The sequence below is a fragment of the Streptomyces sp. NPDC060194 genome, from assembly GCF_042728285.1.
In the GTDB taxonomy this organism is placed as follows: Bacteria; Actinomycetota; Actinomycetes; order Streptomycetales; family Streptomycetaceae; genus Streptomyces.
In genome coordinates, this window is the sequence record NZ_JBHWZH010000014.1 from 55,102 (window position 1) to 66,127 (window position 11,026).

The following is an 11,026-nucleotide window of genomic DNA, read 5'->3' on the forward strand; positions in this document are numbered from 1 at the left end:
CCACCCCTTGCCGATCCCATGGGTCGCGCACCCCCGCTGTCCCAGGCGGTGCCACGGAGATCGCCAGCACATGTCCGAACGGGCGCTCCGGGGACATGTTGTCATGACCCGGCGCCGCCGACGGATGACCGGTACGGACGACGGGACGCGCCGTACGCCCACCGGATCGGCACGGATGTCACCACCGCCGGCCGCACCGGGCGGACGCACCGGACAGCGGGCGCACGCCGGAGCGTCGGCCGTGACCTGCGCGCCTACGGCGAGGCCTGGCCCGCCACCCGCGGCAGCCCGAGCAGCGAGCGCGCGACGGTCTGCGGCGACTCGTTCCGCTCGCGGGCCAGCAGGATCACCGCCCGGCAGGCCAGCTCACTGACCCCGAACGACAGCGCCTCGGGCGAGGTCCACGACGCCGCCTCCTCGCTGCGCTCCGGGTCGTCCTCGGCGCACGCCGCGACGTAGGCCGCCGCCGCCTCGAAGAGGTTGTGCTGCTCGGGCCGCCGCTCCTGCACCGGTCCGGGGGGCCGGTAGGGCAGTTCGAAGAGCTTCCTCAGTCGCTCGATCATGCGGTCCGCCTTCCCCCTGCGTGTTCGGCTCCCTGATCCTCGGAGTGTTCCCCGTCACGGCATGGTTCGAGCGTCGGCGACGGCACGGGAAACCCCGAGGAAACGCGCGACAATCCCCTAGGGGACGCCCAAGGAGGCCCCCAGGGGATAGCGGGTCGCGTCCCGCCAGCCCTCCGCCTCCCGCACGATCAGCCGCACACCGGACACCCCGACCCGCAGCGGCAGCAGCGGGGCGAGCCGCGCCTCCAGCGCGTCGTAGGCCGCCCGCCAGGTCTCCGGCCCCTCGTCGTTCGCGACCGTCAGATGCGGATCCAGGCCGTCACCGCCGAAGATCCCCCGGTACGGCACGGCCTCGGGCCAGCGCGCGGTGAGCTCCGCGGTCAGCGCGCCGATCGGAGCCGCCGGCTCCGGGGCCAGGTACAGCACCCCCGGGTACCGCCGGAACTCCGCAAGGACCAGCTCGAACGCCGTGTGCCGGCCGAACAGCGCCCGCAGCTCTCCGTCGACCGCCGCGTCGATCCGGCTGACGTGCAGGAACGGGTACAGCACGGTGATGTGCGCGGGCACCTCCCCGCGCACCAGAGGGTCGGCCTCGGGGAGCTGGATCGTCAGCGCCGTGTCCCCGACCACGTCCGGCCACCCGGTGGCGCCGTCGTCCGGCGCCATGTCGTCGTACGGTGCCGGGTCGTCGTCCACAACCGGCCATGATGGCACGCGGCCGCACCCCGCACACCGGCGCGGTACCCGAACTCCTGCGCTCCCACCAGTGTCGATGGGCAACGCGGTACCCGAGCGGTACCGTTGACCCATGTCAGCACTCAACGTGGACTTCGCCGATCAGGAGCTCGAGGAGATCCGGGAGATCGCCCGCGAGCGCGGCATGACCATGAAGGCCTTCGTGCGCGCGTCCGCCGTCGAGGCCATCACCCACCACCGGGCGCTCAAGGACGGCGCGGAGGCGTTCCGCCGCGTGTTCAACGACCCGGACCTCGCCGCCGCGATCGCCGAAGCCGGCATCGACGACGGCCCCGCGACGGGCCGGGCCGCCTGACCCATGCCGATCCTCTACATCGACGTCCGCTGGCTGCTCCAGCAGCACGAGGCCGTGCTGCCCGACTCACCGGTCATATCCGACTTCTCGGCCCTGGTCGCCGCCGTCGCCCGGCACCGTGTCGACCCGCCGCGCCTCGGCGTCGACTCCGACCCCGCCTGGCGCGCGGCCGCACTGCTGCACACCCTGCTGCTGCTCCGGCCGCTGCCCGCGTACAACGTCCGGTTCGCCTGCGCGGTGACGATCGCCTACATGCACGCGAGCGGCGAGGGCCTGGACGCCCCGTACGGCGAACTCGTGGAGCTGGCCAAGGAGTTGCGCGCGGAGAAGGCCGACGTCTTCGCCGCGGCCGACAGCATCCGCTCCTGGCGCATCTGACGCACCGGCCGTACGGCCCCCGGGCCCCCCTCCGCCGGACCCCGACACGTCTCAGGGCACGGCTCCGCCCCGGCCGGGCAGTGAGCCGACCGGGGCGGAATCCGTCGTCAAGGCCCTCAGCGGACCCCTTGCGTACTAGCCGAGCTGCGCCAGCGCCTCGTTCAGCGTGGCCGACGGCCGCATGATCGCCGACGCCTTCGCCGGGTCGGGCTGGTAGTAGCCGCCGATCTCGGCGGGCGAGCCCTGGACGGCGATCAGCTCGCCGACGATCGTCTCCTCGTTCTCGGCGAGGGTCTTCGCCAGCGGCCCGAACGCCTCCGCGAGCTGCGCGTCGTCCGTCTGCTTCGCCAGCTCCTGCGCCCAGTACAGCGCCAGGTAGAAGTGGCTGCCGCGGTTGTCGATCCCGCCGAGCTTGCGGCTGGGCGACTTGTCCTCGTTGAGGAAGGTGCCCGTGGCGCGGTCGAGGGTGTCGGCGAGCACCTGGGCGCGCGCGTTGCCCGTCGTGGTGGCCAGGTGCTCGAAGCTGACGGCCAGCGCGAGGAACTCGCCCAGGCTGTCCCAGCGCAGGTAGTTCTCCTTGACCAGCTGCTGGACGTGCTTCGGGGCGGAGCCGCCGGCGCCCGTCTCGAACAGGCCGCCGCCGTTCATCAGCGGCACCACCGACAGCATCTTGGCGCTGGTGCCCAGCTCCAGGATCGGGAACAGGTCGGTGAGGTAGTCGCGCAGCACGTTGCCGGTCACCGAGATGGTGTCCTCGCCGCGGCGGATGCGCTCCAGGGAGAACGCGGTCGCCTCGGCCGGCGCCAGGATCCGGATGTCCAGGCCCTCGGTGTCGTGCTCCGGCAGGTACGCGTTCACCTTGGCGATCAGGTTGGCGTCGTGGGCGCGGGTCTCGTCCAGCCAGAACACCGCCGGGGTGCCGGTGGCGCGGGCGCGGGTGACGGCCAGCTTGACCCAGTCCTGGATCGGCAGGTCCTTGGTCTGGCACATGCGGAAGATGTCGCCCGCACCGACCGTCTGCTCCAGGACCGCGGTGCCGGTCGCGTCGACGACGCGGACGGTGCCGGTGGCCGGGATCTCGAAGGTCTTGTCGTGGCTGCCGTACTCCTCGGCCTTCTGCGCCATGAGGCCGACGTTCGGGACGGAGCCCATCGTGGCCGGGTCGAAGGCGCCGTTGGCACGGCAGTCGTCGATGACGACCTGGTAGACGCCGGCGTAGCTGCTGTCGGGCAGCACGGCGAGGGTGTCGGCCTCGTTGCCGTCGGGGCCCCACATGTGGCCCGAGGTGCGGATCATGGCGGGCATCGAGGCGTCGACGATGACGTCGCTCGGCACGTGCAGGTTGGTGATGCCGCGGTCGGAGTCGACCATCGCGAGCGCGGGGCCCTCGGCCAGCTCGGCCTCGAAGGACTCCTTGACGGCGGCGCCGTCGGCGAGCGCGTCCAGGCCCTTGAAGATGCCGCCCAGGCCGTCGTTCGGGCTCAGGCCCGCCGCGGCGAGCGTCTCGCCGTAGGCGGCGAACGTCTTCGGGAAGAAGGCGCGCACGACGTGGCCGAAGACGATCGGGTCGGAGACCTTCATCATCGTGGCCTTGAGGTGCACGGAGAACAGCACGTCCTCCGCCTTCGCGCGGGCGATCTGCGCGGTCAGGAACTCGCGCAGCGCGGCGACGCGCATCACGGAGGCGTCGACGACCTCGCCGGCGAGGACGGGGACGGACTCGCGCAGCACGGTGGTGGTGCCGTCGTCGCCGACCAGCTCGATGCGCAGCGAGCCGTCCGCGGGGACGACCGCGGACTTCTCGGTGGAGCGGAAGTCGTTCTCGCCCATGGTGGCGACGTTCGTCTTCGAGTCGGCCGTCCAGGCGCCCATGCGGTGCGGGTGGGCCTTGGCGTAGTTCTTCACCGAGGCCGGCGCGCGGCGGTCGGAGTTGCCCTCGCGCAGCACCGGGTTCACGGCGCTGCCCTTGACCTTGTCGTAGCGGGCGCGGATGTCGCGCTCCTCGTCGGTCTTCGGGTCGTCCGGATAGTCCGGAAGCGCGTAGCCCTGCTCCTGGAGCTCGGCGACGGCGGCCTTGAGCTGCGGGATGGAGGCCGAGACGTTCGGCAGCTTGATGATGTTCGCGCCGGGGGTCTTCGCCAGCTCACCGAGCTCGGCGAGGGCGTCGTCGATGCGCTGGCCCTCCTCCAGGTACTCGGGGAAGCTCGCGATGATCCGGCCCGCGAGCGAGATGTCGCGGGTCTCCACGCCGACCCCAGCGGTCGAGGCGTACGCCTGGACGACCGGCAGGAACGAATACGTCGCGAGGGCCGGGGCCTCGTCGGTGTGGGTGTAGATGATGGTCGAGTCAGTCACCGGTACTCCGCTCCACGTCTGCAACATTGCTTGACATCAAGATATCCGGTGACCGGTGCCGACTCGACAAGGGCCCCGCGGGGAGCCCGCCCGGCCGGGCGGTGAGGGAGGGGGAGCCCCGCCCCCGCGGCCCGCCCCTCAGTCCCGGCCGTCGCCGTCGCCCGGCCACGTGCCCGTGGCCTTCTGGACGATCGCGGCGCCGGAGCGGTCGACGGCCCCGCGCACCAGGCCGAAGATCGCGCCCTGAACGGTCGCGGCGAGCAGGACCTCGCCCCAGCCGCGGTCGCGGTCCAGCGCGTCGGGTGCGTCGTCCTCGTTCCTGATGGCCTTCCACGCCTGCTGGAACAGCGCCGCCGCGACGGCACCGCCCGCCCAGCCGAGCGCGAATCCGACCGGCTTGTACGCCAGGGGCAGCTTCGCGGACTTCTTCTTCGCCATCGGACTCTCCTCCTCCGGGCGGCCGCCGGCCCCCCTGTACTCCCTCCGGCCGACCGGCCGGAACTGCAGGACACCTGTCCGCTCGCTCCCGGCCTATGCGGGGCGGACGGGCCGGACCCGTACCCCTGGCCGCCGCACCGAAACGCCTTGCGGAGATCACCGCGCACCGCCGAGGATGCCGCCATGCACCGGTTCACCGCTCCCGACGGTTCGAGCACGCTCACGCGGCATACCTGCGGATCTGGGCCGGATCGGATGCCGATGCCGACTGGGACGCGATCGGGCCGTTCTTCTACGGCCGGTGGGACGCCGCGGCCCGCCGCCACGCGGCGACGAGCGTGCCGCAGTCGAACGACGAGGCAGGCGAGGTGTACGCCGCTCCCGGCGCCTTCGACCCGGCCGCGACCCGCGCCGCCCTCGCCCGCCTCGACGCCCCGGTCCTGCTGCTCGCCGGGGAGCTGGACGGCGGGCCGCGGCCCCGCGTCGCCGCGGAGGTCGCCCGGCTGATACCCCGAGCCGAGGTGGCGGTCCTTCCCGCGACGGGCCACTTCCCGTGGCTCGACGACCCCGGCCTCTTCGTCCGCGCCGTCACCCGGTTCCTCGCCGGATCCTCGCAACGGCCCTCCGGGACGGCGCTCCGTCCGGCAGGATCTGACGGAGTGTCCGGGCGCCGGACATTCCGACTCTCACCCTGTACCTGAGGGTTATGGTTGGCCGACCCGGGTCGCGTGCGCCGCTTCCGGCGCGCCGTCGCCCACGGCGCGGGGTGGGCGGATTAGCGTCGCGCATACGGACGAGCCCCGACCGGTCGGGGGAGGCCGGCCGGGGCGTCCGATGCGGGTCGCGGAGGGCGGCCGCCTCGCGAGCGGAAGGGGGTTGCCGCGAGGAATGGTTCGGCCGGTCGGGCTCGCCGGGGCGTCGGGGGAAACGCCACCGGGGCACTCGGTCACTCCGTACCCACATACAGATGAACGGTCAACCAACTGCCGATGTTCCGCTTCCCGCCCCTCGGGAAGGTTGCACGCGTCACACCGCATCCGACCGGCCCCGACTGGCGGAAGGAGCGGTGAAAGCCATCCGTTCGACGTCAGGAAAGGACGTGCGAATGCCCCGCACCCGGGTGCAGGAACCTCCCGCCGCAGGTCAGCGGCCGGAACCCGGTCCCGGTACGTCCCACGAGCGCCCCGGATCCGCCGTGCCGGGAGCGGCCGGTCCGGTGGAGGCGCACCGGGTCGACGCGGACGTCCCCGCCGCCGTCGGGGCGGAACTGGCCCGGCTGCTGCACGAGAGGGTCGCCCGGGCCGCCGCCACCGACGAGCTGTTCGCCCGCGACGTCGCCGCGCGCGTCGCCCGCTTCACCCTCGACGGCGGCAAGCGGATGCGCTCCCAGTTCCTGTGGTGGGGGCTGCGGGCCGGCGGCGGAGGCCGCAACGCCGAGGAGACGGAGGCCGCGCTGCGGCTCGCCGCCGGCCTCGAACTGATCCAGACCTGCGCGCTCGTGCACGACGACGTGATGGACGGCTCCCCGGTGCGGCGCGGCGCCGCCGCCGTCCACGCCTCCCTCGACGCCCAGTACGGCGTCACCGGATCGGCCGGCGGCGCCGAACCGTTCGGACGGGCCGCCGCCATCCTCGTCGGCGACCTCGCGCTCGCCTGGGCCGACGACCTCGTCGCCGACCTCGACCTGCCGGCCGCCGCCCGCCGCCGGATCCGCGAGCAGTGGCGCGAGATGCGCACCGAGATGGTCGCCGGCCAGTACCTCGACCTGCACGGCCAGGCCACCGGCTCCCGTTCCCCGGCCCAGGCGGTGCGCACCGCCTGCCTCAAGAGCGCGCTCTACTCCGTCGAGCGCCCCCTCGCGCTCGGCGCCGCGCTCGCCGGCGCCGACGAGGCCACCACCGCCGCGCTCCGCTCCGCCGGCCGCTGCGCGGGCATCGCCTTCCAACTCCGCGACGACCTCCACGGCGTCTTCGGCGATCCCCGCCGCACCGGCAAACCGGTCGGGGAGGACGTCCGCGAGGGCAAGCACACCTATTTGATGGCCATCGCCCGCGCCCGGGCCGGCGGCGTCCCCGGCGCCCGCGACCTCCTGGAACGGAGCGTCGGCGACGCCGGCCTCGACGCCGAGGGCCTCGCCCGGGTCCAGGCCGTCCTCACCGAGACCGGCGCCCGCGCCGTCGTCGAGACGAAGATCGACCGCCTGGTCGCCCAGAGCATGCGGCACCTCACGGCCGCCGCCGTCGAGCCCGCCGCCGCCCGCCGCCTGCGGGCCCTGCTCCGGGCCGTCGCCGGGGCGCCGGCGGAGTCCGGCGGCGAGGCGGCGACCGCCCCGGAGCCCGCGCCCGCCGACCGGACCGACCCCGTCGACCAGCTCGTCACCCCCGACCTCCGGGCCCGCGAGCACACCGAACCGCCCGAGCCCGTCCTGCTGTTGTGCACCACCCCCGAAGGAGACCCCCGGTGAAGACCGTCCCCGGACCCAGTGACCACGTGGTGGTGGTCGGCGCCGGACTCGCGGGCCTGTCCGCCGCCCTCCACCTCCTCGGCGCAGGCCGCCGGGTGACCGTCGTCGAACGCGACGCGCTGCCCGGCGGCCGCGCCGGCCGCCTCGACCACGGCGGCTACCGCATCGACACCGGCCCCACGGTGCTCACCATGCCCGACCTCGTCGAGGACGCCTTCGCCGCCGTCGGCGACAAGCTCACCGAACGCCTCGACCTCATCCCGCTGCACCCCGCCTACCGGGCGAACTTCGCCGACGGCAGCACCCTCGACGTGCACACCGGCGCCGAGGCCATGGAGGCCGAGGTCGAACGGTTCGCCGGCGCCCGCGAGGCCGTCGGCTACCGGCGGCTGAGGGTCTGGCTGGAGAAGCTGTACCGCGCCCAGATGAACAAGTTCATCGACGCCAACTTCGACTCCCCCCTCCAGCTCCTCCACCCCGACCTCGCCCGGCTCGCCGCCCTCGGCGCGTTCGGCCGCCTCGACCACGCCATCGGCCGCTTCGTCCACGACGAGCGCCTCCAGCGCGTCTTCTCCTTCCAGGCCCTCTACGCCGGCGTGCCCCCCGCCCGCGCGCTCGCCGCCTACGCCGTCATCGCGTACATGGACACCATCGCCGGCGTCTACTTCCCCCGCGGCGGCATGCACGCCCTGCCCCAGGCCATGGCCGACGCCGCCGCCGACGCGGGCGCGACCTTCCACTACGGCACGGACGTCACCCGTCTGGAGCGCAGCGGCGACCGGATCACCGCCGTCGTCACCGACCACGACCGCATCCCCTGCGACGCCGTCGTCCTCACTCCCGACCTGCCGGTCACCTACGGGCTGCTCGGCCACGCCCCCAGGCGCCCGCTCGCGCTGCGGCACTCCCCGTCGGCCGTCGTCCTCCACCTCGGCACCGACCGCACCTGGCCCGAACTCGCCCACCACACCATCTCGTTCGGCGCTGCCTGGAAGAGCACCTTCCACGAACTGACCCGCACCGGGGACCTGATGAGCGACCCGTCGCTGCTCATCACCCGCCCGACCGCCTCCGACCCCGCCCTCGCCCCGCCGGGCCACCACCTGCACTACGTCCTCGCGCCCTGCCCCAACACCGAGGTCGGCCCCGACCTCCAGGCGTGGGGCCAACTCGCGCCCCGCTACCGGGACTCGATCCTCTCCGTCCTCGAAGCCCGCGGGATGACCGGCGTCGAGGACGCCATCGAGCACGAGACCATGGTCACGCCCGTCGACTGGGCGGCCCAGGGCCACGCGGCGGGCACCCCGTTCTCGGCCGCGCACACCTTCCCGCAGACCGGCCCGTTCCGCCCCCGCAACCTCGTCCGCGGCACCGCCAACGCGGTCCTCGCCGGCTGCGGCACCACCCCCGGCGTCGGCGTGCCGACCGTGCTGATCTCCGGCAAGCTCGCCGCCGCCCGCATCACCGGCGCCGACGCCCCCCGTCGCTCCGCCCCCACCCCGATCCGCCCGGCGAAAGGCACCGCCTCATGACCGCTCGCGAACTCGACGCGGCCGGTATCACCGACCCCGCCCTGCGCGACGCGTACACCCGCTGCCGCACCCTCAACGCCCGGCACGGCAAGACCTACTTCCTCGCCACCCGGCTGCTCCCGATCGAGCGCCGCCCCGCCGTCCACGCCCTGTACGGCTTCGCCCGCTGGGCCGACGACATCGTCGACGACCTGGAGTCCGACGCCACCCCCGCCCAGCGCGCCCACGAACTCGGCCGCCTCCAGGACCGCCTCGCCGACGGCCTGCGCAGCGGCGACAGCGACGAGCCGGTGGTCCGCGCCCTCGCCCACACCGCCGCGGTGTACGGCATCGACCACCAGCACTTCACCGACTTCATGGCCGCGATGCGCGCCGACCTCACCGTCACCGACTACCCGACCTACGCGGACCTGCGGGCCTACATGCACGGCTCGGCGGCCGTCATCGGGCTGCAGATGCTCCCCGTCCTCGGCACCGTCGTCCCCCGCGAGGAGGCCGAACCGCCGGCCGCCGCCCTCGGCGTCGCCTTCCAGCTGAGCAACTTCATCCGGGACGTCGGCGAGGACCTCGACCGCGGCCGCGTCTACCTCCCCGCCGACCTGCTCGCCGCGCACGGCGTCGACCGCGGGCTGCTGCTGTGGAGCCGCGCCACCGGCACCCGCGACCCGCGCATCACCGAGGCGCTCAAGGCGGCCGCCGACCTCACCCGCTCCGTGTACGCCGAGGCCGTCCCCGGCCTGCGCATGCTCGACCCGGTGGCCCGCCCCTGCATCCGCACCGCGTTCGTCCTCTACGGCGCCATCCTGGACGCCGTCGCCGACGACGGGTACTCCGTCCTGCACCGCCGGGCCGTCGTCCCGCGCCGCCGCCGGGCCGCCGTGGCCCTCGACGGCCTGGCGCGGATCGCCGCGAACCGGCTGCGGACCCCCGCACAGGACCGCTACCGCCCCGTCCCCGAAGGCGCCGCCCCGGCCGCCCGCCCCGCCTTCACCCGCCAGGACGCCGAGGAGGCCGCATGACCGACCGTCAGCGCGCGCAGGCACCCGCCCGGGGCCGCCGTTACCCGCTCAGCCTGCGCCGGCAGCCCGTGCCCTGGGACCGGATGCGCCCCACCTGGCGCGACGCCAAGCCGGCCCTCATCGGCGAGGCCCTCAAGCGCGCCCAGGCCCGCCCGTCGGGCAACTGGTACGTCGTCGGCGCCTCCCGGGACGTCACCGCCCAGCGCTCGGCCGGCCGCACGATCGCCGGTGTCGAGGTCGTCCTGTGGCGGGACCCGGCCGGCCGGCTCGTCGCCGGACCCGGCGCCTGCCCGCACCTCGGCGCCCCGCTCCGGGAGAGCCCCGTCGTCTGCGGCACCCTGGTCTGCCACTGGCACGGACTCGCCCTGAACGGCAAGCCGTTCGCCGGCTGGGAGCCCTGGCCCGCCTTCGACGACGGCGTCCTCACCTGGGTCCGCCTCGACCACGTCGGCGGCGAGGAACCCCTCGACCGCCCGGTGGTCCCCGCCCGCCCGATGCCCGCCACCGCCGTCGACGCCGTGTACGAGACCACGGGGGTCTGCGAACCGGACGACGTCGTCGCCAACCGGCTCGACCCCTGGCACGGGGCCTGGTTCCACCCCTACTCCTTCGTCGACCTCACCGTCGCCGAGGTCCCCACCGGCAGCGACGCCGCCGACGCCGACGGGTTCGCCGTCGACGTCTCCTTCAAGGTCGCCGGCCGGGTCGTGGTCCCGGTCCGCGCGGTGTTCACCGCGCCCGAGCCGCGCACCGTCGTCATGCACATCACCGAAGGGGAGGGCCAGGGTTCGGTCGTCGAGACCCACGCCACCCCGCTCGGGGACGACGCCGACGGCCGGCCCCGCACCCTCGTCGTAGAGGCAGTCGTCGCCGGCTCCGAGCGCCGCGGCTTCGCCGCCGCCCGCGCCCTCGCCCCGGCCCTGCGCCCCCTGATGCGGGCCGCGGCCGGCCGCCTCTGGCGCGACGACATCGCCTACGCCGAACGCCGGTACGCGCTGCGCAGCAGCGGCCGGTTCCCGGGCTGAGCCCCGGCCGACACCGTGCACGCCTTACGGGCCGGGCACGCCTTACGGGCCGGCCGGGATGGTGCGAGCGGGCGGACCGCGCAGGCCGCCCGCCCGCACCGGAGCACCGGCCCGGGGGGGGGCCCCCCCCCCGCCCCCCGCCCCCCCCGGCCCCCCCCCCCCCCCCCCCCCCCCAGCGGCGCCCGCGCCCCCGCCCCCCCG

General features: G+C 74.6%; 11 protein-coding genes. 7 read left to right on the forward strand and 4 right to left on the reverse strand.

Annotated elements, in window-relative coordinates; translation table 11 throughout:
• Positions 1-254: 254 nt before the first annotated feature.
• Together ACFWEG_RS05170 and ACFWEG_RS05175 are read right to left on the reverse strand one after the other, a co-directional pair.
• Positions 255-563: a hypothetical protein gene (locus tag ACFWEG_RS05170; RefSeq protein WP_387209362.1), complete on the reverse strand. Its 309-nt coding sequence runs from the start codon at positions 561-563 to the stop codon at positions 255-257.
• Between the two features lie 117 nt (positions 564-680).
• Positions 681-1,229: a 2'-5' RNA ligase family protein gene (locus ACFWEG_RS05175; RefSeq protein ID WP_387209386.1), complete on the reverse strand. Its 549-nt coding sequence runs from the start codon at positions 1,227-1,229 to the stop codon at positions 681-683.
• A 142-nt stretch (positions 1,230-1,371) separates the two neighbouring features.
• Between ACFWEG_RS05175 and ACFWEG_RS05180 the strand changes: the two genes are divergently transcribed.
• Together ACFWEG_RS05180 and ACFWEG_RS05185 are read left to right on the forward strand one after the other, a co-directional pair.
• On the forward strand, positions 1,372-1,614 hold the full coding sequence (locus ACFWEG_RS05180; RefSeq protein ID WP_387209364.1) for a hypothetical protein: 243 nt from the start codon (positions 1,372-1,374) through the stop codon (positions 1,612-1,614).
• Between the two features lie 3 nt (positions 1,615-1,617).
• Positions 1,618-1,992: a toxin Doc gene (locus ACFWEG_RS05185; RefSeq protein ID WP_387209366.1), complete on the forward strand. Its 375-nt coding sequence runs from the start codon at positions 1,618-1,620 to the stop codon at positions 1,990-1,992.
• Positions 1,993-2,127: 135 nt separating this feature from the next.
• Here the strand turns inward: ACFWEG_RS05185 and ACFWEG_RS05190 are convergent, their stop codons facing one another.
• Both ACFWEG_RS05190 and ACFWEG_RS05195 read right to left on the reverse strand, forming a co-directional pair.
• Positions 2,128-4,347, reverse strand: a complete 2,220-nt coding sequence (locus ACFWEG_RS05190; protein WP_387209368.1) for an NADP-dependent isocitrate dehydrogenase — start codon at positions 4,345-4,347, stop codon at positions 2,128-2,130.
• 138 nt (positions 4,348-4,485) lie between these two features.
• Positions 4,486-4,785, reverse strand: a complete 300-nt coding sequence (locus tag ACFWEG_RS05195) for a DUF4235 domain-containing protein (RefSeq protein WP_387209370.1) — start codon at positions 4,783-4,785, stop codon at positions 4,486-4,488.
• Positions 4,786-5,123: 338 nt separating this feature from the next.
• Here ACFWEG_RS05195 and ACFWEG_RS05200 point away from each other — a divergent pair, with 338 nt between their 5' ends.
• The 5 genes from ACFWEG_RS05200 to ACFWEG_RS05220 all read left to right on the forward strand — a co-directional run bounded on the left by ACFWEG_RS05200 (position 5,124) and on the right by ACFWEG_RS05220 (position 10,825).
• Entirely contained in the window at positions 5,124-5,486 is a 363-nt protein-coding gene (locus ACFWEG_RS05200; RefSeq protein ID WP_387209372.1) for an alpha/beta fold hydrolase, read from the forward strand.
• 494 nt (positions 5,487-5,980) lie between these two features.
• Positions 5,981-7,249 carry a polyprenyl synthetase family protein gene (locus ACFWEG_RS05205; protein ID WP_387209374.1) on the forward strand — a complete coding sequence of 423 codons (1,269 nt, stop codon included), beginning with the start codon at positions 5,981-5,983 and terminating at the stop codon, positions 7,247-7,249.
• Complete coding sequence (locus ACFWEG_RS05210) at positions 7,246-8,781, forward strand: phytoene desaturase (RefSeq protein ID WP_387209376.1); 1,536 nt, start codon at positions 7,246-7,248, stop codon at positions 8,779-8,781. The genes ACFWEG_RS05205 and ACFWEG_RS05210 overlap by 4 nt, the downstream gene beginning before the upstream one ends.
• Positions 8,778-9,800: a phytoene/squalene synthase family protein gene (locus ACFWEG_RS05215; RefSeq protein WP_387209378.1), complete on the forward strand. Its 1,023-nt coding sequence runs from the start codon at positions 8,778-8,780 to the stop codon at positions 9,798-9,800. Before ACFWEG_RS05210 ends, ACFWEG_RS05215 begins: the two co-directional genes overlap by 4 nt.
• Positions 9,797-10,825: a DUF5914 domain-containing protein gene (locus ACFWEG_RS05220; protein ID WP_387209380.1), complete on the forward strand. Its 1,029-nt coding sequence runs from the start codon at positions 9,797-9,799 to the stop codon at positions 10,823-10,825. The genes ACFWEG_RS05215 and ACFWEG_RS05220 overlap by 4 nt, the downstream gene beginning before the upstream one ends.
• The last annotated feature ends 201 nt before the right edge of the window (positions 10,826-11,026 follow it).

Excerpts from the sequence above, each read along its gene's own strand:
- ACFWEG_RS05180 (WP_387209364.1), top strand. The coding sequence starts at position 1,372 with ATGTCAGCACTCAACGTGGACTTCGCCGATCAGGAGCTCGAGGAGATC.
- ACFWEG_RS05220 (WP_387209380.1), top strand. The coding sequence starts at position 9,797 with ATGACCGACCGTCAGCGCGCGCAGGCACCCGCCCGGGGCCGCCGTTAC.
- ACFWEG_RS05195 (WP_387209370.1), bottom strand. The coding sequence starts at position 4,785 with ATGGCGAAGAAGAAGTCCGCGAAGCTGCCCCTGGCGTACAAGCCGGTC.
- ACFWEG_RS05185 (WP_387209366.1), top strand. The coding sequence starts at position 1,618 with ATGCCGATCCTCTACATCGACGTCCGCTGGCTGCTCCAGCAGCACGAG.
- ACFWEG_RS05175 (WP_387209386.1), bottom strand. The coding sequence starts at position 1,229 with ATGGCGCCGGACGACGGCGCCACCGGGTGGCCGGACGTGGTCGGGGAC.
- ACFWEG_RS05215 (WP_387209378.1), top strand. The coding sequence starts at position 8,778 with ATGACCGCTCGCGAACTCGACGCGGCCGGTATCACCGACCCCGCCCTG.
- ACFWEG_RS05170 (WP_387209362.1), bottom strand. The coding sequence starts at position 563 with ATGATCGAGCGACTGAGGAAGCTCTTCGAACTGCCCTACCGGCCCCCC.